Source organism: Pectobacterium versatile (assembly GCF_003932035.1).
GTDB lineage: Bacteria > Pseudomonadota > Gammaproteobacteria > Enterobacterales > Enterobacteriaceae > Pectobacterium > Pectobacterium versatile.
The window spans coordinates 690,368-715,329 of record NZ_CP034276.1 but is presented as its reverse complement, the minus strand read 5'-3'; the positions used below and the strand labels follow the sequence as shown (position 1 = coordinate 715,329).

The 24,962-nt window shown below is 51.2% G+C and carries 20 protein-coding genes and 1 tRNA gene; 9 read left to right on the top strand and 12 right to left on the bottom strand.

Features of this window, described 5'->3' with window-relative positions:
* Window positions 1–302 precede the first annotated feature (302 nt).
* Window positions 303–911 carry a transcriptional repressor LexA gene (gene lexA / locus EIP93_RS03285; RefSeq protein WP_005971310.1) on the bottom strand — a complete coding sequence of 203 codons (609 nt, stop codon included), beginning with the start codon at window positions 909–911 and terminating at the stop codon, window positions 303–305.
* 110 nt (window positions 912–1,021) lie between these two features.
* Window positions 1,022–1,387, bottom strand: coding sequence for a diacylglycerol kinase (locus EIP93_RS03280; RefSeq protein ID WP_039282393.1), 366 nt, complete (start codon window positions 1,385–1,387; stop codon window positions 1,022–1,024).
* A 128-nt stretch (window positions 1,388–1,515) separates the two neighbouring features.
* Here EIP93_RS03280 and plsB point away from each other — a divergent pair, with 128 nt between their 5' ends.
* Window positions 1,516–4,029 (top strand): glycerol-3-phosphate 1-O-acyltransferase PlsB, encoded by a 2,514-nt coding sequence (gene plsB / locus EIP93_RS03275; RefSeq protein WP_125232266.1) that lies wholly within the window; start codon window positions 1,516–1,518, stop codon window positions 4,027–4,029.
* 141 nt (window positions 4,030–4,170) lie between these two features.
* Here plsB and ubiA read toward each other — a convergent pair whose 3' ends face one another.
* From ubiA to EIP93_RS03250, 5 genes are all read right to left on the bottom strand, one after another.
* Window positions 4,171–5,034, bottom strand: coding sequence for a 4-hydroxybenzoate octaprenyltransferase (gene ubiA / locus EIP93_RS03270; protein ID WP_103972012.1), 864 nt, complete (start codon window positions 5,032–5,034; stop codon window positions 4,171–4,173).
* A 34-nt stretch (window positions 5,035–5,068) separates the two neighbouring features.
* Window positions 5,069–5,578 carry a chorismate lyase gene (gene ubiC, locus EIP93_RS03265; RefSeq protein ID WP_039282400.1) on the bottom strand — a complete coding sequence of 170 codons (510 nt, stop codon included), beginning with the start codon at window positions 5,576–5,578 and terminating at the stop codon, window positions 5,069–5,071.
* A gap of 265 nt (window positions 5,579–5,843) precedes the next feature.
* Window positions 5,844–7,490, bottom strand: coding sequence for a chaperonin GroEL (groL, locus tag EIP93_RS03260; RefSeq protein ID WP_095701514.1), 1,647 nt, complete (start codon window positions 7,488–7,490; stop codon window positions 5,844–5,846).
* A gap of 45 nt (window positions 7,491–7,535) precedes the next feature.
* Complete coding sequence (locus EIP93_RS03255) at window positions 7,536–7,829, bottom strand: co-chaperone GroES (protein ID WP_005971295.1); 294 nt, start codon at window positions 7,827–7,829, stop codon at window positions 7,536–7,538.
* Between the two features lie 237 nt (window positions 7,830–8,066).
* A complete protein-coding gene (locus EIP93_RS03250; RefSeq protein ID WP_010308189.1) occupies window positions 8,067–8,543 on the bottom strand; it encodes an FxsA family protein in 477 nt (158 codons plus the stop codon).
* Between the two features lie 481 nt (window positions 8,544–9,024).
* Between EIP93_RS03250 and aspA the strand changes: the two genes are divergently transcribed.
* From aspA to EIP93_RS03225, 5 genes are all read left to right on the top strand, one after another.
* A complete protein-coding gene (gene aspA, locus EIP93_RS03245) occupies window positions 9,025–10,464 on the top strand; it encodes an aspartate ammonia-lyase (protein WP_107332274.1) in 1,440 nt (479 codons plus the stop codon).
* Between the two features lie 121 nt (window positions 10,465–10,585).
* Complete coding sequence (locus EIP93_RS03240; protein ID WP_103861485.1) at window positions 10,586–11,887, top strand: anaerobic C4-dicarboxylate transporter; 1,302 nt, start codon at window positions 10,586–10,588, stop codon at window positions 11,885–11,887.
* Between the two features lie 131 nt (window positions 11,888–12,018).
* Window positions 12,019–12,351, top strand: a complete 333-nt coding sequence (cutA, locus tag EIP93_RS03235) for a divalent cation tolerance protein CutA (protein WP_010286405.1) — start codon at window positions 12,019–12,021, stop codon at window positions 12,349–12,351.
* Complete coding sequence (locus EIP93_RS03230; protein ID WP_107332273.1) at window positions 12,327–14,057, top strand: protein-disulfide reductase DsbD; 1,731 nt, start codon at window positions 12,327–12,329, stop codon at window positions 14,055–14,057. Before cutA ends, EIP93_RS03230 begins: the two co-directional genes overlap by 25 nt.
* 34 nt (window positions 14,058–14,091) lie before the next feature.
* The gene (locus EIP93_RS03225; protein WP_040030982.1) at window positions 14,092–14,667 is read left to right on the top strand and encodes a transcriptional regulator; all 576 of its coding nucleotides are present in this window, start codon (window positions 14,092–14,094) and stop codon (window positions 14,665–14,667) included.
* On the opposite strand, the gene EIP93_RS03220 is transcribed toward EIP93_RS03225, so the two are convergent.
* Window positions 14,664–15,254, bottom strand: a complete 591-nt coding sequence (locus EIP93_RS03220; RefSeq protein ID WP_103941983.1) for a LysE family translocator — start codon at window positions 15,252–15,254, stop codon at window positions 14,664–14,666. The two genes, EIP93_RS03225 and EIP93_RS03220, sit on opposite strands and share 4 nt — an antisense overlap.
* A 35-nt stretch (window positions 15,255–15,289) precedes the next feature.
* Window positions 15,290–16,135, bottom strand: coding sequence for an AraC family transcriptional regulator (locus tag EIP93_RS03215; RefSeq protein ID WP_010301509.1), 846 nt, complete (start codon window positions 16,133–16,135; stop codon window positions 15,290–15,292).
* Between the two features lie 170 nt (window positions 16,136–16,305).
* On the opposite strand from EIP93_RS03215, the gene EIP93_RS03210 reads away from it, so the two are divergent.
* A tRNA-Phe gene (locus EIP93_RS03210) sits at window positions 16,306–16,381 on the top strand.
* Between the two features lie 186 nt (window positions 16,382–16,567).
* Here the strand turns inward: EIP93_RS03210 and EIP93_RS03205 are convergent.
* Window positions 16,568–17,590 (bottom strand): tyrosine-type recombinase/integrase, encoded by a 1,023-nt coding sequence (locus tag EIP93_RS03205; protein ID WP_125232265.1) that lies wholly within the window; start codon window positions 17,588–17,590, stop codon window positions 16,568–16,570.
* A gap of 86 nt (window positions 17,591–17,676) precedes the next feature.
* A complete protein-coding gene (locus EIP93_RS03200; protein WP_125232264.1) occupies window positions 17,677–19,269 on the bottom strand; it encodes a conjugal transfer nickase/helicase domain-containing protein in 1,593 nt (530 codons plus the stop codon).
* Window positions 19,270–19,910: 641 nt separating this feature from the next.
* Here EIP93_RS03200 and EIP93_RS03195 point away from each other — a divergent pair.
* Complete coding sequence (locus EIP93_RS03195; protein ID WP_235814442.1) at window positions 19,911–22,523, top strand: AAA family ATPase; 2,613 nt, start codon at window positions 19,911–19,913, stop codon at window positions 22,521–22,523.
* A gap of 393 nt (window positions 22,524–22,916) precedes the next feature.
* Here the strand turns inward: EIP93_RS03195 and EIP93_RS03190 are convergent, their stop codons facing one another.
* Entirely contained in the window at window positions 22,917–24,380 is a 1,464-nt protein-coding gene (locus EIP93_RS03190) for a UvrD-helicase domain-containing protein (protein ID WP_044206415.1), read from the bottom strand.
* 180 nt (window positions 24,381–24,560) lie between these two features.
* Between EIP93_RS03190 and EIP93_RS03185 the strand changes: the two genes are divergently transcribed.
* Window positions 24,561–24,956, top strand: a complete 396-nt coding sequence (locus tag EIP93_RS03185; RefSeq protein ID WP_044206418.1) for a hypothetical protein — start codon at window positions 24,561–24,563, stop codon at window positions 24,954–24,956.
* Window positions 24,957–24,962: the final 6 nt, after the last annotated feature.

Here is a 24,962-nt window from a genome sequence, read left to right as displayed (position 1 = left end):
CATGTGATGGCTAATGATCAATCGGCAAACGATCAATCAAGATAAAAATGCTTACCTTGATAAAAATTATAGTCGAATATTTCACCTAATATAAAAAATTAGGAATCTGTGACTAACATGAACGTTGAGAAAGGGAAAATCACCGCAAAAAGCAGTGAAAAAACAGAAGGGTAATGGGGATCGTAGAAAATGCGCGCGAAATGTAACTAAATATATATGACCAGCAGATTAGAACGCTAAACGATGAATACAGAACATGATGCACTGACCCAGATAGACGAGCAGTGCATCTCTGCGAATGGTTAGCTCCAGTCGCTGTTACGAATCACGCCAACCGCTAAGCCTTCTATCGAAAAACTTTGCTGACGCAGATCGACAACAATAGGGGCAAACTCTTCATTTTCAGCGAGGAGGTGTACCGTATTACCCTGCTTCTTCAAGCGTTTCACCGTCACTTCATCGTCAATACGCGCGACGACAATCTGACCATTGCGCACATCTTCTGTTTTATGCACGGCCAGCAAATCACCATCCATAATACCGATATTTTTCATTGACATGCCGCTCACCCGCAGCAAAAAATCAGCGCTAGGTTTGAACATCGCAGGGTCAACCTGATAGCGACACTCGATGTGTTCCTGTGCCAGCAGAGGTTCACCTGCGGCCACGCGACCAACCAGAGGAATACCCGTCTCTTCTTCCATCAGTAGACGAATACCACGAGAAGCGCCCGATACAATTTCAATCACGCCTTTACGGGCCAGCGCTTTCAGATGTTCTTCAGCCGCATTAGGAGAGCGAAACCCCAGTTGTTGAGCAATTTCCGCACGCGTTGGCGGCATTCCGGTTTGCGCAATATGATCGCGGATCAGGTCATAAACCTGCTGCTGCCTTGCTGTTAATACTTTCATTCCGCCCCCTGGTTGTTTATACAGTCTTGCTGTGAGTATATACAGGTAAGGCACAATTGGGAATGACGATATCGGCAAAGCCCCTGACTTTTACTCATTTATGCGCGCCGTCAGGCAAAATGTTGCCAGAGGATGCTGCCCCAGACGACAGCAGCTAACAAGATGGCAACAAAGACAGCGGCCGACCCAATATCTTTCGCTCGACCGGATAATTCGTGGTGCTCAAGACCAATGCGATCGACGACCGCTTCAATGGCGCTATTAGCCAACTCAAACAGCATAATCAGTACCACAGACCCAATCAGCAGCAGTTTTTCAACCAGCGTAACCGGCAGTAAACACGCGATAATCACGCCGACAAGGGTCAGTATCGTTTCCTGACGAAACGCAGCCTCATGCTGCCACGCCTGCTTCAGCCCCTTAAAGGAATAACCGGTCGCCTTAATAATCCGGGTCATCCCCGTTGCTTTATTCATTTATCCTCCATATTTATACGCTAAATAATTCGCATTTTAACGCACCTACGTTGTCTCATCACCACAGATCTCCAGCGCAGTTTCTGGTATCCTTGCGGCGCATTGCTAACAAGAGGCTCCACGTTGTTATGTCAGGTTGGCGTAAAATTTACTATAAATTATTGAATCTCCCACTGAAATTGCTGGTAAAAAGCAAAGTTATTCCCGCAGATCCAGTGGTCGAGTTGGGGTTAGATCCCTCACGTCCTATACTCTATGTTCTGCCTTATAACTCTCAGGCGGATCTCTTGACGCTACGTGCGAAATGCCTGGCATTGGGGCTACCCGATCCTTCGCTATCGTTCGAATTCAATGGCGTCGAACTTCCTAGCCACGTCTTTATTAATGACGGGCCGCGCGTCTTCCGCTATTACGTTCCCAAGCAGAAATCCGTCAAGCTGTTCCACGACTATCTGGACCTGCATCGTGCCAATCCAGATTTAGACGTACAGATGGTGCCGGTTTCCGTGATGTTTGGGCGCTCTCCGGGTCGGGAAGGCCACTCTCAGGCCGCACCACACCTGCGGTTGCTCAACGGTATCGAGAAATTCTTCGCCGTCCTGTGGCTAGGCCGCGACAGTTTTGTCCGCTTCTCCAGCCCGGTGTCGCTACGCTATATGGCGACCGAGCACGGCACTGACAAAACCATAGCCCACAAACTGGCGCGTGTCGCACGTATGCATTTCTCCCGCCAGCGTTTGGCGGCGGTTGGACCGCGCTTGCCGGTGCGTCAGGAGCTATTTAACAAGCTGCTGGATTCCAAAGCGATCAAGAAAGCCGTCGACGATGAGGCGCGCAGTAAGAAGATTTCTCATGAGAAAGCGCAGCAGAATGCGATTGCGCTGATGGAAGAAATCGCCGCCGATTTCTCCTACGAGGCCGTGCGTCTGTCGGATCGCGTATTAAGCTGGACATGGAACCGCCTTTATCAGGGGATTAACGTCCACAACGCCGAACGCGTTCGCCAACTGGCGCAGGATGGTCACGGCATTGTCTATGTGCCCTGCCATCGCAGCCACATGGATTATCTGCTACTGTCCTACGTCCTGTACCATCAAGGTTTAGTGCCGCCGCACATCGCCGCAGGCATCAACCTTAATTTCTGGCCAGCAGGACCGATCTTCCGCCGTCTTGGTGCGTTCTTTATTCGCCGTACCTTCAAAGGCAACAAGCTCTATTCCACGATTTTCCGTGAATATCTGGGTGAGCTGTTTGCCCGCGGTTATTCGGTTGAATACTTCATGGAAGGCGGACGTTCACGCACGGGCCGTCTGTTAGAGCCGAAAACCGGCACGCTGGCGATGACCATCCAAGCCATGCTCAGAGGCGGTACGCGCCCTATCACGCTGGTACCGATTTATGTCGGCTACGAACATGTGATGGAAGTCGGCACCTATGCGAAAGAGCTGCGCGGTGCGGTGAAGGAAAAAGAAGGCTTTATGCAGATGGTGCGCGGTTTGCGCAAACTGCGTAATTTGGGTCAGGGTTATGTGAACTTCGGCGAACCGCTCCCGCTGACAACCTATCTGAACCAACATGTACCGCAATGGCGTGACGCGATTGATCCCATCGAGGCACAGCGTCCAAGCTGGCTAACGCCGACGGTGCAGGATATCTCTATGGATATCATGGTGCGCATCAACAATTCTGCGGCAGCAAACGCGATGAACCTGTGCTCTACGGCCTTATTAGCCTCGCGCCAGCGTTCACTGACGCGCGAACAAATGCACGAGCAGCTGGATTGCTATCTGCAGTTGCTGCGCCAGGTGCCTTATCATAAAGATATTACGGCACCGAAGAAGACAGCGGATGAACTGCTGGAACACGCGCTGGGTATGAACAAGTTTGAAGTAGAAAAGGATAGCATTGGCGATATCATCATTCTGCCGCGCGAGCAGGCGGTACTGATGACGTACTATCGCAATAACATCCAGCATCTGTTGGTCTTGCCATCACTGATCGCCAGCATCGTCATCCATCATCGCCGGATTACGCTTGACGAAGTCGTGCGCCAGATCACGCTGGTCTATCCGCTGCTGCAAGCCGAGCTGTTCCTGCACTATTCCAAAGAGCAGTTGCCAAGCGTGCTGGAAACGTTGGCTAACGAACTGATTCGACAAGAGCTGCTATGTAGCCGCGACGGTCAGTTAGCTATCAATCCGCCACGCATCCGTACGCTGCAACTGCTGTCAGCAGGCGTGCGTGAAACGCTGCAACGCTATGCGATCACGCTGTCCTTGCTGTGCGCGAACCCAGCAATCAACCGTGGAACGCTGGAGAAAGAAAGCCGGAACATGGCGCAGCGCCTGTCCGTTCTACACGGCATTAATGCGCCGGAATTCTTTGATAAAGCGGTGTTCTCAACGCTGGTCGCCACCTTACGTACAGAAGGATATATCACCGACAGTGCGGAAACGGCGCAAGGCGATATCGTGGCAATCTACAATATCCTCGGCGATCTGATCACCCCGGAAGTTCGGTTAACTATCGAAAGCGCCAGCTCATCTGCTGAAATGGAAGCCGACAATCAGTTGGAAACCGACGGTCAGATAGAAACCAATGATCCGACAGCAGAAAAAGTGGAAGAGACAAAGCAGGCGTAGCCGGACAGGAGTTACGGGAGAATGGCGGATAACACACCGCCATCAATCCGTGGAGGCGTTTGGCATGACAAACATCTCTGAGCATTCCACCATAAAAAAAGCAGCGAGAAATCGCTGCTTTTTTGTCTCTGTCGGTTCGACCTACAGGCCAAACAGCACGCCAATAAATATTGCCATACCTGCGTATTTATTATTGTGAAAGGCTTTGAAACAGGCATCGCGTTCGCGCCCAGCAGTCAGGATTTGCTGATAAACAAACATCCCCGCAGCCACCAGCAGCGAAATATAGTATGGCATTCCTAATCCGGTGATGATTCCCAAAGCCAACAGCAATGCCAGCATACTAAACTGCAGTAACCCAATGATGATATTGTCAAAACGGCCAAATAGGATCGCGGTGGATTTCACGCCGATCTTCAGATCGTCATCACGATCCACCATTGCATATTGGGTATCGTAGGCAACCGTCCAGCAAATATATGCCAAAAACATCATCCAACAGGTTACCGGTAGGCTTTCACTTACCGCCGCGTAAGCCATCGGGATTGACCAGCCAAACGCCGCGCCCAGCACAAACTGAGGAAGATGGCTGACCCGTTTCATAAACGGATAGACCCATGCCAGAACCAGCCCCGCAACGGACAGCCAGATCGTCATCTTATTCAGCGTCAGCACCAGACCAAACGCCAGCAAGACCAGCACGACAAACAGCACTTTGGCCGCTCGCTCACTCACCTCACCGCTAGGCAACGGGCGAGAAGCGGTTCGTTTTACATGGCCGTCAAAATGGCGATCGGCATAATCATTGATGACGCAGCCCGCCGCACGCATTAAGAAAACGCCAGCGACAAAAACAAGCAGCGTCCACGGTGCAGGCGCTCCCCCACCCGCCAGCCACAGCGCCCATAGCGTTGGCCACAGCAGCAACAGAGAACCTATTGGTTTATCAATTCGCATCAAGCGACAATAAGCCAGCCATTTCCCTGCTGTAATACTTCTTTCCAAGGATTTATCTCCTCAAATTACCTGCCAACCTTCATCACCGGCTGAAATAAATCGGTGATTCCGGTAAGAAAAGCTCAGTCAACAGTAACGGATAACCCGAGACACACAGGCGGGAACGTCGCGCCCATAAGCCTTCACTGCATCCGGTATGGATATAGTCACGCGTCAGCGCCTTTTGCCCAAACAGGTAGCGGCCTAGCGGCTGATTGCCTATTTTCGTCAGGGCTGAATCCGTGCCGTCGAGCGTTTGTTGCGGAACAATGGTACGGCCAAAAAGCCAGGGACGATCGTCACCATACAGCACCACTTCACGCAGCCAGTAACGCTCACTGTAAGGCAGCTGTTCGCGCTCTTCGCCCAGCGCCTGTGGCGTAATGAATTTCTCACTGCACAGGATGGTCTTCAGTTGGGCACAATATTTTTCAAGTCGCCGCGTCATGGAGCCGGTTTCCATCAGCCAGTCACCAATGTGCTCAGGTAATACCGAAGGGGGCTCAGTAAACCAGGAAATAGAGCGCAGAAGCGTAGACGCATCGTCAGACATTGTCCCTACTCCGAACAGGGTTGTTTTGAATAAAAAGGTATTCGTAAATAAAGTAACTCCGCCATTGTAGCGCAGAATGCTTCCCCCGATAACAGGCTATAAACGCATTCATCAACGATACGGCAACATTTCAGCAATGCCGCGCATAAAAAAAGCACCACCCAGTCTCGCGACCAGATAGTGCTCTTTAAAGGACAGAAAGACGTGCTTCTGTAACCTGACTCCCTGTCACCAGAAAATGGCTTCCGGCGACAATGGCGTCCTATTACATCATGCCGCCCATACCACCCATGCCGCCCATACCACCAGCGCCACCTAAATCAGGTGCATCGCCTTTAGGCAGGTCGGTTACCATACATTCGGTAGTGATCATCAGACCAGCAACAGAAGCCGCGAACTGCAGAGCAGAACGGGTGACTTTGGTTGGGTCCAGAATACCGAAGTCGATCATGTTGCCGTATTCTTCAGTTGCAGCGTTGTAACCGTAGTTACCGTCACCTGCTTTAACGTTGTTCGCAACCACAGATGGCTCTTCGCCAGCGTTGGAAACGATCTGACGCAGTGGAGCTTCCATTGCGCGCAGCGCAACTTTGATACCCACGTTCTGGTCTTCGTTTTGAGCAGTCAGAGAAGCCAGTTTGGCTGCAACGCGAACCAGCGCAACACCACCACCAGCAACCACGCCTTCTTCTACCGCAGCGCGAGTCGCAGCCAGGGCATCTTCAACGCGTGCTTTCTTCTCTTTCATTTCAACTTCAGTTGCTGCGCCAACTTTGATAACGGCTACGCCGCCAGCCAGTTTAGCCACACGCTCTTGCAGTTTTTCTTTGTCGTAATCAGACGTTGCTTCTTCAACCTGCTGACGGATCTGAGCAACACGGCCCTGAATCGCAGCTTCTTCACCCGTACCATCGATGATGGTGGTGGTGTCTTTGTTGATCACAACGCGTTTTGCCTGACCCAGATCTTCCAGCGTCGCTTTTTCCAGCTCCAGACCGATCTCTTCAGAGATAACGGTACCGCCAGTCAGCGTCGCGATGTCTTGCAGCATAGCTTTACGACGGTCGCCGAAGCCTGGTGCTTTCACCGCAGCTACTTTCACGATGCCACGCATGGTGTTAACCACCAGCGTTGCCAGCGCTTCGCCTTCAACATCTTCAGCAACGATAACCAGCGGTTTGCCCGCTTTCGCTACGGCTTCCAGTACTGGCAGCATTTCGCGGATGTTGGAGATTTTTTTGTCAGCCAGCAGGATGAACGGGCTTTCCAGTTCTACAGCACCGGTTTCCGGCTTGTTGATGAAGTACGGAGACAGGTAGCCACGGTCGAACTGCATACCTTCAACCACGTCCAGCTCATCTTGCAGACCGGTACCTTCTTCAACGGTGATAACACCTTCTTTACCGACTTTATCCATTGCTTCGGCAATCATTTTGCCTACGGTTTCGTCGGAGTTAGCAGAGATGGTACCAACCTGAGCGATAGCTTTAGAGTCAGAGCACGGAACAGACAGTGCTTTCAGCTCTTCAACAGCGGCGATAACGGCTTTATCGATACCGCGCTTCAGATCCATCGGGTTCATGCCCGCTGCAACAGCTTTCAGGCCTTCAGTGATGATAGCCTGCGCCAATACGGTTGCGGTCGTGGTGCCGTCGCCTGCTGCGTCATTCGCTTTAGAGGCAACTTCTTTCACCATCTGTGCGCCCATGTTCTCGAACTTGTCTTCCAGCTCGATTTCACGCGCAACAGATACGCCGTCTTTAGTAATGGTCGGTGCACCGAAGGATTTATCCAACACGACGTTACGGCCTTTCGGGCCCAGGGTAACCTTCACTGCATCAGCCAGTACATTTACGCCGCGCAGCATTTTTACGCGCGCGTCATTACCGAATTTTACGTCTTTAGCTGCCATGGTCTATTTCCCTCAAATTCTTTCAGTTCAGATGATTACGCGCAATTACGCTTCAACAATTGCCAGAATGTCGCTTTCAGACATGATCAACACTTCTTCGTTATCAATCTTCTCTGCTTTCACGCCATAGCCATCATTGAAAATAACGATGTCGCCAACTTTCACATCCAGCGGCTTCACTTCGCCATTTTCCAGGATACGTCCGTGACCTACGGCCAGAACTTCACCGCGGGTAGATTTACCAGCAGCGGAACCAGTCAGTACGATACCGCCAGCAGATTTTGACTCAACTTCTTTGCGCTTGACGATCACGCGGTCATGCAATGGACGAATATTCATTGATAGCTCTCCTTTGAGAAAGTCCATATCGGTTTAGGATAAACGCCGACGATGTTTTCATAACGATTATGCTTTTCATAATCGGCCTTGTGGTGTTCTAAGTGGGGGCGTTTCACCGCCCTTCAAGGGAAAAAATTCATTTTTTTTGCGTTAGGCGTCTGCCTATCGCTGAAATCTGATAAAAAATAAGGATTATCAATATGATAATCCTTATCTGCTTTTCAATTTGTCTTGACGTTAACGGTCGTCACGATCGTCATGGTGTTCAATATTTCCGCGCCCGCCATCCTTGCGCTGGTATTCACCTTCAAAGGTGTTACCGCCGGAAGACGACGCGCCTGGGCCAGAACCAGAACGCCAGACATGCAGGTGAGGCATCAGTTTGAGTGTCAGCCTTTTCTGCACTGGCGGTAGCAGCAACAGCAGCCCCAGAAAGTCAGTCAGGAAGCCCGGAATCAGGAGCAGGAAACCCGCCAGCACCAGTGAAACACTTTTTACCATCTCGGCCGCTGGGCTTTCACCTGCAGCCATTTTCTGCTGCATCTGCACCAGCGTTTTCATCCCCTGATTACGCACCAGCGAGACGCCCACGCAGGACGTGAAGACGACCAGCAGCAGGGTCATGGCGACGCCAAGCACCTCAGCCACCTGAATAAACAGCGATATCTCGATGTAAGCCAAAAGAAAAATAAGTAATAACGGTAACCAGCGCACCCGGTACTCCTGTGTTTTTTACGCGTACTGTTTTTAATAAAAACATCTGTTAATAAAAACGTGTTAAGCCATCGCTATTGAAAATCCAGTACGCCTTACTACCCATCGACTTTACTACTAATGGATTAGGTAAAACGCGCGCCTGCTCTGCGATCCGGCACATCATGATTTACTGAAATGGGTACGACTTTCCGCATTTTCAAGCCGCCGCCCTACGATTATTGTTCTAAAATAGTGACTCGTGACTACAGTCACAGTTCATTTACCATAGTGGTAGAGAACGCCAGTATAGTGATCTAAACACCTATTTTTCGCTGTCGTAACGACATATCCTCACGGCAATGGATACTTGGTTGGTCAAACATCCCGAGGCTATTGCCGAGATTAGACGGTTTATCCGAGATAACAGATAACGCCGCCCGACACACCAGCCCACAACGTCTAGTTACATCACTAGTCGCACAACAGGATAAGCACTCTCATGTCAGAAAACATCCGTATTGAAGAAGACCTGTTAGGCACCCGAGAAGTTCCCGCAGACGCATATTATGGCGTTCACACGCTGCGCGCCGTCGAAAATTTCTATATCAGCACCAATAAAATCAGCGATATACCCGAATTCGTGCGCGGCATGGTGATGGTGAAGAAAGCCGCGGCGCTGGCGAACAAAGAGCTGCAAACTATCCCGAAAAAAATCGCAGACGTCATCATCCGTGCCTGCGATGAAGTGCTGAACAACGGCAAATGCATGGATCAGTTTCCGGTAGATGTCTATCAGGGCGGCGCAGGCACCTCGGTCAACATGAATACCAACGAAGTATTAGCCAATATTGGTCTGGAGTTGATGGGCCATCAGAAAGGCGAGTATCAGTATCTAAACCCCAACGATCACCTGAATAAATGCCAGTCCACCAATGATGCCTACCCTACCGGATTTCGTATCGCGGTCTACGCGGCCATACTGAAGCTGACGGAGGCGATAGCGAAGTTGAGCGAGGGTTTCGAGCGTAAAGCCAAAGAGTTTGAAGACGTTCTGAAGATGGGCCGGACCCAGTTGCAGGACGCGGTGCCGATGACGCTCGGTCAGGAATTTCATGCATTTAACGTGCTGTTGCAGGAAGAAATCAAAAACCTGCTGCGCACGTCGGAACTGCTGCTTGAAGTCAATCTGGGCGCGACCGCAATCGGTACGCGTCTGAATACGCCGGACGGCTACCAGCAACTGGCGGTGCAGCGTCTGGCGGAAGTCAGCGGCCTGCCGTGCGTGCCCGCAGAGGATTTGATTGAAGCCACGTCAGACTGCGGTGCCTATGTGATGGTACACAGTTCGCTGAAGCGGCTGGCCGTGAAGCTGTCGAAAATCTGTAATGACCTGCGTCTGCTCTCTTCCGGCCCGCGCGCTGGCCTGAATGAAATCAACCTGCCGGAGCTACAAGCGGGTTCCTCAATCATGCCCGCCAAGGTTAACCCAGTGGTGCCGGAAGTCGTCAATCAGGTGTGTTTCAAGGTCATTGGTAACGACACCTGCGTTACGATGGCGTCAGAGGCTGGGCAATTACAGTTAAACGTGATGGAGCCGGTAATCGGTCAGGCGATGTTTGAATCGACCCACATTCTGACCAATGCCTGCTACAACCTGCTGGAAAAATGCGTCAGCGGCATCACCGCCAATAAGAGCGTGTGCGAAGCCTATGTCTTCAACTCCATCGGGATTGTGACGTACCTGAACCCGTTCATCGGCCACCATAATGGCGATATAGTCGGCAGAATCTGCGCCGAAACGGGGAAAAGCGTGCGTGAAGTGGTACTGGAGCGCGGCCTGCTGACGGAAGCCGAGCTGGATGACATTTTCTCCATCCAGAACCTGATGCATCCGGCGTACAAAGCCAAACGCTACACCGATGAAAACGAGCTTCCCTAATACCGACATCTAATTCCAACAGGCACGTCCGTTCACGAAGAACAGCGTGCCTTTATTTTTTGCCGCCTACAGCCATAAGAATAAGTTATGAAATTTTTATTATTAATTAAGGAGCATAGTCATGCTTGGTCTTGAGTTACTGATCGTTCTGCTCGCCATCTATTTGGGGGCACGACTGGGAGGCATCGGCATTGGTTTCGCCGGTGGCCTGGGAGTGCTTGTTCTTACGCTGGGGTTTCAGATAAAACCCGGCGTCATCCCTTTTGATGTCATTGAAATTATCATGGCCGTTATCGCCGCCATTGCCGCCATGCAGGTGGCGGGCGGAATGGATTATCTAGTCAGTCTGGCGGAGAAACTGCTGCGTAAGCACCCGAAATACGTCACCTTTCTTGCACCGCTGGTCACCTATTTCATGACGATTCTGGCCGGAACCGGACACACCGCGTTCTCCACCCTGCCGGTTATCGCCGAAGTTGCCAAAGAGCAGGGTATTCGCCCTTCTCGCCCGCTCTCTATCGCCGTTGTCGCCTCGCAAATCGCCATTACCGCCTCGCCGATCTCGGCGGCGGTGGTGTTTGTCGCGGGTATTCTTGAGCCGCACGGGGTCAGCTACCTGCTGCTGTTAGGGATTTGTATTCCTACCACGCTCGCCGCGATCATGCTGACGGCGATTGTAACCAACTTCCTGGGTAAAGAGCTGAAAGACGATCCGATTTATCAGGAACGTCTGAAAAAAGGCGAAACCACGCTACGCGGTAATAGCCAGCATGAGGTCAAACCGGGTGCCAAGCTTTCCGTGATGCTGTTTCTGATCGGCATCGTCGCTGTCGTTCTGTATGCCACGGCAATCAGCGGCACCGTTGGGCTGATTCAGAATCCGGTTCTGCCACGTAACGAAGCGATTGTGGTCTTTATGCTGACCATCGCCACGCTGATTTGCATCACCTGCAAAATCGACACCTCGCGTATCCTCTCTGCCAGCACGTTTAAGTCCGGCATGAGCGCCTGTATCTGCGTGATGGGCGTGGCCTGGCTGGGCGATACCTTTGTTAAAGCGCACATTTCCGATATTCAGGATACCGCTGGCGCGCTGCTGCAAAGCTATCCGTGGATGCTGGCTGTCGTGCTGTTCTTCGCCGCTACCTTGCTTTACTCACAGGCGGCAACGGCAAAAGCGCTGATGCCTGCTGCGCTGCTGTTGGGCGTATCTCCGGTCACGGCCGTAGCGTCCTTCGCTGCCGTTTCTGCTCTGTTCGTTCTGCCGACCTATCCGACTCTGTTGGCCGCCGTGGAGATGGACGACACTGGCTCAACGCGCATCGGCAAGTTTGTGTTTAACCACTCCTTCCTGATTCCGGGCGTGATGGCGATTACGCTGTCGGTGATATTTGGCTTTATCCTCGGCAGCATCCTGATCTAAAAATTGCCTTTCAGACAGTCCCTCGCGGATCGGCTTAACTCGTCGATCCGCCTCATTCCCTTCAAACAATAAAGCAAGGTATAGTGTGGCTCTGGTTGTCTGGAATTTGTTCATCTGACACGGAGGATGTGATGTCTGACCGCCCGCTTTGCGATGCTGTCGTCATATTATGTACCGCACCTGACGACGCCTGCGCGCAACGGCTTGCCGACTCGCTGCTGGAAACGCGGCTTGCCGCCTGCGTCACCCTGCTTCCCGGCGCACGTTCGCTCTATTACTGGGAAGGCAAGCTCGAACAGCAATCAGAAGTACAAATGCTGATAAAAAGCGATACCTCACATCAGCAAGCGCTGCTGACTCACCTGAAACAACAACACCCTTACGATACGCCGGAGCTGTTAGTCCTGCCGGTATCCGGGGGCGATAGCGATTATCTGACATGGCTCAACGCATCTTTACGCTGATTTTCCTGTTATGGACAGCTTTCGGCACACCCAGTGTGGCCGCCTCTTCTTTCGGCCAGAAACTGTTTGGCAACAGCACGACGTCACGCTTTCTGCCAGTCGATGGCGCTTTCGCCTTTGAGTTTCAGCAGCAGGGGAACCAGCTCAACCTGCGCTGGGATATCCATCCCGATTACTACCTGTACCGCGCGCAAATCAAGATCGAAGGGAACGGTGCCACACTTGGCAAGGTGGAGCTGCCACAGGGCGAAAGCCATAATGACGAGTTCTTCGGTCAGGTCTTTATCCTGCGGGATCGGCTGGCGCTAGCGGTTCCCATTGAACGGGCTGAAAGCGGCGCGACGGTTAAAGTCACCTATCAAGGCTGCGCCGATGCCGGCTTCTGCTATCCGCCGGAAACGCGCGTCGTTCCTCTCAGTCAGGTGATAGCTAGCGCAACTGATGCACCGCCCAATGCAGTCTTGAGCCAGACGGCACCACCGCAGAGCACGCCGATGCCGTTCTCGCCGTGGTGGGCGCTGTTGATTGGTATTGGCGTCGCCTTCACCCCCTGCGTCCTGCCGATGTACCCGCTGATTGCCAGTCTGGTGCTGGGCAGAAAAGAACAGCTGACGCCGCGCCGCACGCTGCTGCTGTCGATGACCTATGTGCAGGGCATGGCGCTGACCTACACGCTGCTCGGGCTGGTTGTCGCCGCCGCTGGATTACGCTTTCAGGCGGCGCTCCAGCATCCGTACATTCTGATTGGCCTGTCGGTGATGTTTGCTGCGCTGGCGCTGTCCATGTTTGGCCTGTATACACTCCAGCTTCCGTCCTCGGTACAAACCCGACTGACAGAGTGGAGCAACCGTCAGCAAGGCGGCTCCGTCACCGGCGTATTCTGCATGGGCGCGCTGGCGGGACTCATTTGTTCCCCCTGCACCACCGCCCCGCTCAGCGCCATCCTGCTTTACATCGCTCAGAGCGGCAACATGCTGGCAGGCGGCGGCACGCTTTATCTCTACGCGCTCGGCATGGGGTTACCGCTCATTCTGGTCACGCTGTTTGGCAACAAACTGCTGCCGCGCAGCGGCCCGTGGATGCAGTACGTTAAGGAAGCGTTTGGCTTCATTATTCTGGCACTGCCCGTCTTCCTACTGGAACGTATTCTGGGTGAAACGTGGGGAATACGGCTGTGGAGCGCGCTCGGCATCGCCTTCTTCGGCTGGGCGCTCATGCTGACGTTGCATAGCAGCAAAGGCTGGATGCGTGGCGTACAGTTGCTGCTGCTGGCAGGCGTAGTGATCAGCGCTAAACCGCTGCAAGACTGGGTATTCCCCCCAACTGGCGTGGCGCAAACCCACACCTCGGCACTGAACTTCGCCCCTGTCGCCAACATTGCCGATCTCAACAGCGCGCTGGCAAAGAGCGCTCAGCCTGTTATGCTCGATCTTTACGCTGACTGGTGCGTGGCCTGCAAAGAGTTCGAGAAATACACGTTCAGCGACCCGGCGGTGCAAAACCATCTGTCGCGCATCACGCTGCTACAGGCGGACGTCACCGCTAACCGCGAAGAACAAAACGCGCTGCTGAAAAAGCTACAGGTTTTAGGGCTGCCGACCATCGTCTTTTTTGACACGCAGGGGAAAGAAATCCCCGGCTCGCGCGTCACCGGTTTTATGAACGCTGAACAATTTCAGGCACATTTGCAGAAGTTCAGCCCATAAACAACACGATATATGTGCTTCTGGAGGAGACCTAATGCAACGGGAAGACGTTCTTGAACATGCGCTTACTCTGCTGGAGCAGCACGGATTTGCCATGACGACGCTGGATATGCTGGCGGAAAAACTGGGGGTTCCGGTAGAGGAACTGACGCCATTTTGGCCGGATCGGGAGGCGCTGCTGTACGACGGCCTGCGTCACCATAGCCAGCAGGTCGATACCTGGCGACGTCAGCTTCTCTTAGACGACGAGAAAAGCATCGAGCACAAGCTGCTGGCGCGCTATCAGGTGCTGCATGAGTCGGTGAATAAACAGCGTTATCCGGGCTGCTTGTTTATTGCGGCATGCAGCTTCTTTCCTGATATCAACCACCCTATTCACCAGATTGCGGAACAGCAGAAGTTAGCGTCTTACCAATACACCCGCGATTTGCTGGAAGAGCTGGAAACGGACGATCCCGAAATGGTGGCACAGCAGATGGAATTAATTCTGGAAGGCTGCCTGAGCAACCTGCTGGTCAAGCATCAGGCCGCCAGCATCGCCACCGCCCAGCGTCTGGCAGAAGATGTCTTGCGCTTTGCGCTGTGCCGCAAAAACGGTGCGTTGACCTAAGCGAGCATGCCTGCCCAGGCAGAAACGAACAGACACAGCGCCATCAGGCGCTGAAAACGCACCATTGCAACGGTGGTGCGAAACACCCTGTTCACGGCCTTCCCCAGCACTGCCCAGCACACCAGACAGGCCATCGAGGTAATCAAAAACCACAGCGCCATGATCGATACCTCCCGCAATGCATGCTCCCCCGCAGGGGCGAACAAGCTCACGACGGCCAATGCCATCATCCACGTTTTCGGGTTGATCACCTGTAACAGCGCCGCGGCACGAGCCGTAAAACGGTTGTGCGATTCACCAGAGAGAGTAGCCGCGGGTGCTCTGAATAACTGCCAGCTCATCCAGCTTAGCCACAGTACACCCGCCCAGCTCATCACCTGACGGACTACCGGATACTGACGCAGCATCTCTCCCGCACCGGCACCGGAAATCAGGACGATAGCGCTTGCCGCCACACAGGCACCGACCACTGCGGGTAGCGTGTTTCTCACGCCATAGCGCTGGCTGTTGGTTAAAATCAGGATATTCGTTGGCCCCGGCGTTATCGAGGCGACAAACGCAAACAATAGAAACGGCATCAAACTCACAGGTCACTCCTTTTTTAAGAGCCCTGACTGTGCCGCTATTTTCTGGAAACGTCTGGAAGGTTTGTGCACAACCGACGGTAATGGGCTGGTGAGATCCGATAGGCCCGCTGAAACCACCGACCAAGATGGCTTTGATCGGAGAAACCCAAGGCCGCAGCTACATCGGCAGGCTGATCGCCGCACGCCAGTCGCTGCCGTGCTTTCGCCAAACGAAGCTGGATAAGCCAGGCGTGCGGAGCAAGATGAAATTCACGTTTAAAGCAACGTGTCAGCGTGAAGCGATCGGTGCCCGTCTCCCGCGCGAGGTCAGACAGGCCGATATTTTCGCCCAGATGCGCATAAAGATAATCGCGTGCGCGATGGGCTACCGCTGTGCTTTGCAGCTGCGAGGGCAACCTTTTTCGCCAGTGACAATGGGCGGTGATCTGCGAAAGCAGGTTATCCATGGCGCTCTGCTGCACGATTTTCATTTCATCGTTGTGAAGCGTGGCGAACGTGTCGCCAATCGAACGGACCAGTTGTGGATCACGCGTGAGTGTTTGCGCAAAATGAAGCGAGTAACTTCCTGGCGTGGAGGCATATAAGCCGTGCAGCGCATTAGTCAGCCACTGCTCATCGAGATAAAACGTCAGATAGGTAAACCCGCCATCTACTGGCGCGTCACCGTCGTGGATTTCACCCGGTTCCAGCAAGAAGGCATCACCGGGACGACTACGATGTCGTTCACGGCGGCAATGAAACTGCTGCGTACCGGAAAGGGTCACTCCCACGAGGTAGCTGTCGTGCCAGTGTGGATCGTAGGCGTGCCCTTCAAAATGCGCCTTGATCGTTTCAATCCCCGTATCTGCATGCTGACGTAGCTCAAGCCAGTCGTTCGCCATCTCGCCCCCTCTTTTCGCTATCAGCATTACTCATTCATACGCATCTATCTGGAAGATTTGTGCAAAATCGACGCCTACCCGATCAGATTGCCGTAAAGTTAATCAGTTGAACAGCTTTTCCCTAAATAGGGTTGACGATAATACGGGATTAAGGTTTAATGCGCCCCGTTGCCCGGATAGCTCAGTCGGTAGAGCAGAGGATTGAAAATCCTCGTGTCCTTGGTTCGATTCCGAGTCCGGGCACCACTTGCATCAAAGCACGCTGGTTAAGAATGAGAAGCTTAACGGGCGGTTAATACAGGGTTCGGTCATAAAATCGTTCCTGTGCAGAGATAATCGAAAGGCTGCACTGTGAATAAGAACTGAAATCCTCAAGATAGGGAATCTGTTAGCGCAGATTCCCTTTTCTCGTCAGCGTATGGTTACAGCGAATTACACTACTGTCAAGTCATGTAAAACGGGTTGCGCATAAATATCCGTATGTAACGCCAGCTCTTTTTCCAGCGTCCGTCCCACGATTTCCATGTTCAGTTCGACATATTCCATTGTTGTGCTCACATTTCGATGTCCCAGTAGATCCTTGACCAGCAGCAGATTACGCTCAGGTGCTTTCATCAACTCCGTCGCTAACGTGTGTCGGAAACGATGTGCTGACACCAGAAATCCACAATCCCGGGATAATCTGTTGAAAAAAGATCGGATGGTTTGCTGTGCTCTCTTTTCATCGTACTGATATTCATCTTTATGCCGGCGAGATTTCATAAAGCGGGTGACATCAAACAAAATATCGGAGGGTTCAGCCCCAGCCAGTTTTGCTCGCGCCAGTAGTGATGCCAACCTCGCTCGCAGCTGGCGAACAGCAGGAACACGCCATTCTCGATGCGTTTTGCTGCCCTCCAGACGTAGTTCAATGTATCCCTCATCAAGATTGATATCCTGCAGTCGAATATGCAGCAATTGATTCTGCCTCATCCCTGTGTAGCGGAGCGTATCGAGCACGGTGAGCCAGTACCAGGCTGGATAAAGCGCACATCGCTGTCCCCAGGTAGCATGGGGCTCTTCCGTTTCAATCCGCTGCATGAGTAGATAAATAGCGGTGAGTTGTTCACGTGTTAACGTCTTCTTCTTCTTTTTTTCTTTTTGAACAACCGTATCGTTAAAGGGGTTCTTGTCCTGCTCTATTAAATTTCGCTCTATCGAAAAATTAAATATTGCCCGCATATGTGCCACTTTGTTATTCCACGTGTGCGTCGATAAGTTGCGCTCTTTTAATAGATTTCTGCGCCATTTCAACACATCCCGGTGTGTTATTTGGGTAGGAAAAACTGACTCACCAATAAATCGACTAAAAGCATTCACTACCTTCCGATAACTAATCTCTGTTGCCTCACGTAAATTATGTGAGAAAAAATACTCATCAACGATTTCGTCCCAGGTCATTGACTTATCTGACATATAAATTCCTTTCTAATAAAGAGCACAAAATGCACCTTTGCTGTGTGCAGACTAAACATTAGCCCGCTAATGAGATTGCCCATACGTCACGGCAGAATCAATAATGTGCTCTCGTCAGGAATACGATTCCCCCGGTAAAGTGATGACGCTTTAACCAGATAACCGTTAATGTTTTGATACGACCCGGTCCCGGACGGGGTACTGTATATTCTTGCCTGCAGGAAGCGCTTGCCATCAGCAACACGGTGGACACCCAGGCGCTCAAACGATGACTGTAATGCATTACGCTTCCCCTTATTTCCGCTCTCCTTCTGAAACTGATAAAATATCTCAGGCACACACAAGAAGACGAACCCGGCAACAATGTGAGCACGTGCGCCTTCTTCATTTATTCTTATTTTCCCGTCAATTAGACCTGCTGATAACCACTCCAGGAATATCACGCCTTTATTATTATCTTCTCGAGTGTTTTTGTTATTTTCTGACGGAGAAATAGCGGATGTTTCAGTCCCAGTCAGCGGAGCAATTTCATTCTCCTTTTGGCTGTTTATTTCACCCGGGACAGGGATATCTATAGCGGGAGCCTCTTCAACTCCCGGCACTGGCGACTCCACTATGCCAGAAAAAAGACTCAGCAGCGCCTGAGTATCATTCTGAGTCGGCTCCGGAGTCTGATCTGTCATGGGTTGTTTTTCAGCAGCTGAGGCTGACCCCTCCGGTACCGCTGAATCCAGCACCGAAACCAGCTCAGGCTGGAGTAATGGCTCATCTTTTTGCAGTGTGGCTTCAGGGGCTGGAAGCGAAGGTGACACATGACCGTTCACAGCAACGGCTGAACTACTACCAGGCAGTGCTGATGTCAGAGCTGAAGCGACTAAAGGCTCCGGTGGCAAAATCGCTGTCTCAGCGCTCGCCAGCGGTGCCGGTGGCAGCATACCGGTTAGTAGCGGCGCACCACATTTTTCTGCGGCCGACTGTAACAGTTCATCAATCAGCGCGATCGTTGCGGGTCTCCCCTGCATACGTTGAGCCAGGCAATCGAACGCATCAGGAATGCCCGATAACCAGGGAAGTACAGATAATGGCAGTAACTGACCGGCCAGCAGCGATACTCTCCCCTGCGCATAGGATGGGGGCAATTTATCGATACAATGTCGAAAGCGAAATGGACTCCCCGGAATCGTAAATCCCGGCATCCAGCATTCCCCACCATCCAGCTCCCCTTCCCATTCACAAAGCAAGGGCAAGTGATAAAATAAAGCCGACCAGAAGACCACCGCATTCCAGAGTAACCCCTGCGCGGCTTGTTCCTCCGGCGGGATACCCGGTGGCAATGTTCTCCCCTTGGCCAACCTGACAGCATACGCAGCGAACTGCACGGTCAAATCACCAAACGCGCCAGCGTATGCCCAGCCTCCCTCTTTCGACGCCGGCAGGTTCTGAACACGACTGAGTAATGAAAATAAGGGGGTCAGATAACATTGGCGATAGAATGCCGCCGGCAACGCATGATTGTCATTGAGCTGCTGGAGAAAATTTTGCCGCTTTGGAAACGCAATTAACACATCAACGGGAAGAGGGATATGATATCCAGGTGGGCAGGCTGATTCAGGCGAAATAGCTTCACTTCGGGGAACATTATCCGTCCCAACAATAAAACGTTTTATTCGGTTGAACATGATTGCCTCCGACCAGTAAGCGGCACAGTCTTGAGCGGCTCACAGACCAGAGGCAAGAAAAAACTCTTTTTGCATTTTAAAAATTATTTGGATTAATCGTTGATCGATATAACAGTGTCTTGTTGCAAGATAGTCAGCGAAAAACGGGCATGAACCAACAGGAGCAAAATATAAAAACCCTGGGAGTATCTTTCGAATATTTAATGCCTTAAAAAATTTTAGAACCCATCTTCATAAGCCCACTCGTAACTGAGGTAAAAAGTGAGGGCAAGTTAATTACCTATGACGAAAGAATCTTATCGATTAAATCGGGCTTTAATGTATTCCTCGACCAGGGCCATAATCGTTCCTAGGCTTCCACTGAAGGGAAATGATTTACACCTTTCAGCACCTTTTATCCTGTCCGCGTGTTGTGATACATGTTTTAAAATACTCTACACGCACGCTCTCCCGTGTTTATTCTCAGAGATCCATCAAGACTCATTTTTATGATCTATTGAAGCCTGAACGCTTTGCTGGGACGACGGTTCCGATACTGACAATTTTTTGAGTTGAGTAAACATTGCTCATTTTAAGAGGTTGATGCACTATCAGATTAATCTTAACGCTGCTTAACGCAGCGTCAATGTGCAGGGAGACGCATGCCGTTACGCTTCCCTGATTATCCGGAATGGAGGAGGGTAGTAGCAATGGACGTTAAGCCAGATATCATAGCGTGGCTGTTAAAGCAACAGGACTGGTTTCAGGAGCTCGCGGAACGACTCATTCAGCAGGGCGGCCTGACAGCCGATGATCTTCAGCAGGTTGTCGCCTTACTCAAAACGCCCCAGGGACAGAAAAAAACGGTACACCGGACATTCCCAGGTCTGGCGTCTGCAGATCAGGGGGCTGGAACACTCAGGATAAGCCGGATCGAAGCAGTAAAGGGGATTGAGAACCTCGCTCCCCGTTTACCGCTCGACTTCGGTACAGGGAACCTGACAGTCATATACGGCCATAACGGCTCCGGTAAATCCAGCTACACTCGCGTACTCAAACGCATATCTGGGAAGCCCAGAGCTGCTCAGCTTAAGTCTAATGTCTTTCATCCATTACCACCCGAGCGAAGCTGCCACATTAAATGGGTGGCAAATGGAATTGCCGATGAAGCGGACTGGTCACCTGACAGCGCTGCAATCGATGTCCTCAAGGGAATCGACATCTTTGATACGGATGAAGCTCAGCACTACCTCACCCAGGAGAGCGCCGCAACGTATATACCCGGAGTGGTGGGGCTTTTTGAACAGCTTGCTCAGTACCTGAAGCAGGTGCGCGATAAACTCAGTAGTGAGCAGTCCCAGCTTGTCAGCAAACTTCCCGGACTGCCCGCTGTTTATCAGCATTGTCGTAGTGCCGCCATTTATCGTGCACTGAGTACAGCAACTGTGGAAAATATCGCGGCGATGACGAGCTGGTCTGAGGCGGATGAACAGGTACTAAGTGCCTTGAATGAGCGTCTGAGCGTTCAGGATCCTGCCGAGAGTGCGCGAAACAAGCTTGCAGTTAAAACATCCGTAATTCAGATCATCTCTAAACTTGAGCAGACTGCACAGGCATTCAGCCAAGCAGCTATTGACGGAATCCGGGCATTACGCGTTGATGCCATCAGCAAGCGCGCTGTTGCGCTTGACAGCGAACGGGTTAAAAATGGCTTATTGGAGGGCATAGGCTCGCCTGTATGGCGAGCTATGTGGGAAGCCGCACGCGAGTACTCCCAGCAACCATATCCGGATAAGGCATTTCCGGTAACAGACGAAGCACGCTGTATCTTATGCCATCAAGAATTGTCAGCAGAAGCTCGGCAGCGTCTGAACGAACTCGAAGCTTTCGTGCAATCCCGTCTTGAGGTCGATGCAGCCTCAGCTGAGCGTCTTTATGCTCAGGCTCTCAGCGGGCTCAACATTCCCCCCACTGCAGTTGAAATTGCAACTCTCTGTGCCGGAGCTGCAATTCAGGAAGAATGGAATCAATACCTCACCGGAATCTGGAATGCCGCCTCCATCAGCTACCGGGCACTCACTGAGCATGAAGCCTCTCAGAATGCAGTTCCCTTGGCTGATTTGACCGATGCTATCACGAAATTATGTGTGTACCGCGACAGGCTTCAGGGAGAAGCAGAGCAGTTTCAGAAAGACGCGGCAGGATTTGATCGTGCCAAAGCTTTGCAGGATAAAAACGAAGCTGAAGCTCGCAGGTGGTTATCCAGTCAGGCCGCGGCTATCAAGGCTGAAATTGAGCGGTTAAGAAAAATTAGTGAATTTGATGCATGGATATCACTTGCCGGTTCCCGAGCCTTGTCGACTAAATCTGCTGAAATTACCCAGAAAGTCGTCACCGAGGCCTATGCCGCTAGATTCAACAGCGAGCTGAATGTTCTTGGTGCCCCTAGCTTGCAGGTCGAGCTTGTGAAAATAAGAACGGAAAATGCGAAGGTTCTGCATCAGCTCCAGCTAAAAGGGGCGCAACGGGATAAACTGCACAATGTCCTGAGTGAGGGAGAACGCCGGGTGATCTCACTAGCCGCATTTTTAGCAGATGTCAGCGACAGGCCTGGCTCTGCCCCATTCATTTTTGATGACCCTATTTCATCGCTGGATCACGAATTTGAGTGGCACGTTGCTAAACGCCTCGTTGAACTCGCTAAATCGCGTCAGGTGATTATATTAACTCACAGGCTTTCCCTGTACGGCGTAATTGAAGATTTGGCAAAAAAGGAGGGGGAACCGTGGAAAAAACTGCACCATAAATCGATATGCATTGAATCATTTGATGGTGCTGCTGGCCATCCTGCCGATCAGGAAGTCTGGAATGCAAACACTAAAACAGCTAATAACATACTGCTGACCAGGCTGGACACAGCCTACGAGGCTGGAAAAGAGCATGGCGCTATGGCGTACCGCGGGTTGTCTCAGGGTGTTTGCAGTGATTTTCGTAAACTCATTGAACGTTCTGTCGAAGAGGACTTGTTTAACGGGGTCGTTATACGTCATCGAAGAGGAATTCAGACTGAAGGAAGGCTTCCATTTGTTCAGGATATATCGACAGAAGACTGTAAATTGATTGAGGGCCTCATGACTAAATACAGTTGTTATGAGCACAGCCAGTCGACAGAGATGCCTGCTTTTATACCGGAGTATAATGAACTTAAGGACGATATAAGCAAGTTGAAAGACTGGCGTGAAAAGCTTAAAACAAGACGCACCTCGAATAAATAACCCCCTCACCGAACCCAGTCACTTTACTCACTAAATAAAAGGCTGCTGGGTTCGGTAAAGAGGAACACCCTCTCGCTGGATGTGAATCGCCACGGATAATATGAATGGAGTGTGCGGTAAGGCACTTCGGGCAGATGATAGTTATTGAACTTGCCGCGCCACCAATCAGCCATGCCAAGCGGACAGTCTGTGCGGTAGCGGTAGTGCTAGATCAGCGCGGCGACACTGCATGTCGGAAATACCGAAACGTTCTAACTAGTTCAACTTCGATTGACACAGAGCACAATGTTGGCAACTTCCGCTTTTGGCACTGAGCTGACTGCCAGACCTAGTTGACCCACAAGTAACATGCGTGCCAAATTAAGTTCGAGTCAGTAAAAATTATTCAGCATTTCATTGTTCTTTAGGAAAAAAAGTGTTGTCGATAAATGGCATATTGTCAGGCTCTTCCTTCTCACAGAGCAGCTTCAGCAGTTCATTTCGCACCAAAAGTTTCCGGGCCCGGGTTGTCGCCACATACAGCAAATTAGTTTCATCCGTCCTGGCGGCTTCAGATAACAACGGGTCGGTAATATCTGAGAAGTCGTCGTTTAGAATCACCGTATCCCATTCGAGCCCTTTACTACGGTGCGCAGTCGATACCACAACATCAGCATCTTTTTCATTCGTCGTCGCCTGACGGCGTAAGACCTGTAATTTTTGCGGGAGCGGGAAATATTTATCAAGTAAACCGATCGCCTGATTCATTTCGACGTCGCTGGTTGCCTTGGCGATCGATTTATACTCTTCAAAATCCCGGTATTCACGGCTAAGACGTGGTGTACGCATCCGTTCTGGCATATCGACTGAAAACCAGTACAAATCTTCCAGTTCTTCCGTTTTATAGCCTTCAATACCCCCTACCCAATACACGAGCTTCTCTTTCATGCTCTCGTAAAGCGCCGCACCGATAACACCGGCAACCGTACGGCTGAGCACCGTATAACGCGAAACGTCCGCAGGCAGCCGATCAACCACATCGTCATTACCGCCATTACCAATCACTGGGTGTGTTTCCTCCTGACGCGCCAGCAATACATTCGCCATTTCGGCAACCGCCGGGCCAAATCGAAAACTCTGCGTCAGCCACAAACGGTCGGCACCTTCAAGTGCTGGCGCATTCAGCGCGTTATCGGCTCCACGGAAACGGTAAATTTGCTGATGGCGATCGCCAACCAGGACGACATTACAGCTCTGAGTGAGTACCAGCGAACTGATGACAGGATTGGCATCCTGAGCTTCATCAAACAGGATCGTGTCCCAACGTTTTGACAAATCGGGCGCTGACAACTGGAACAATTTCAGATAGGTATCATGCGTGACAGGAAACGTCGAATCGATGCGACTCATCTCATTCCACAGAAACTGAGCCGCCCCCAATATCTTGCTAGCATCCAATCCTTCGCGATCGTTCTCATCCGGAAGATGCTCATAACTGAGTACTGGGGAAGCGCTACACAGGAAATGGTTCAGCGCAGTCAACGCCATTCTGACCAGCGGCCAGTGGCGGGTATTTAGCTTCCGGCCAATGTCGGTAATGCGCAAATTGGGTGTTAATCTCGGCTTTAGATGCTTACCAAATTTCATCCAGGCCAGTTGATGAGAGGTCTTACATTCGACGTTGAAGGGAAATTTACGTTCAGCTTCATCACGGACGGCTCTGTTATAGGCGAGATAAAGCATTCTACGGTCAGGATTGGCTTGAGCGTAGCGAACCAGCGTTGTCGTTTTACCCGTTCCAGCAAACGCGTTAACGACCAGATGTCGCCCTTTCCAGTTGATAACAGCGAATTGCTCTGGCGTATCCGAGTAAGCCATGCCTGTACCCTATGGTGAAAAATCATGCTGGTACAGTGCGTGAAAGTATATAGTCCCGCCATTAAAAACCAATTCTTCACGTTGGAAATTTTTAGATTCGGGAAAAGGGTTTTCGCATGTTTTTTATCACCATGCGCGATATAAAAATTACTCTATTTATAAAAAATAAGGTAAAAAAAGATGACAGAAGAAATAGCCAACATATTGGCTAATGCAAAAATCCCTTCATCAACCACATTCATTCCATATCGCTATAGTGATGATGATAAAACGACGTTAGATATCATCACTGATGCGGAAAAAACCACTATTATATCTACACAGGCGATAAAACTCTTTCAGTTAATAAGTACTATTCCTAATGCACTACACCTTGATGGTTATAGTAACGATGCAACGTTGAATGGAACGGCATTACTTAGCATTAGCATGAACGAATCATCCAAAATAATCGAACTCACATCAACAAAAGATAACGACTTAACCCGGAAAGAAATTAGCATTTTGAAAAAAACAATAGAAAACGCGGTAAAGAATCAGGCTGACCACATCACTGCATTTATCCTCTTAAAGTAAAAAAAA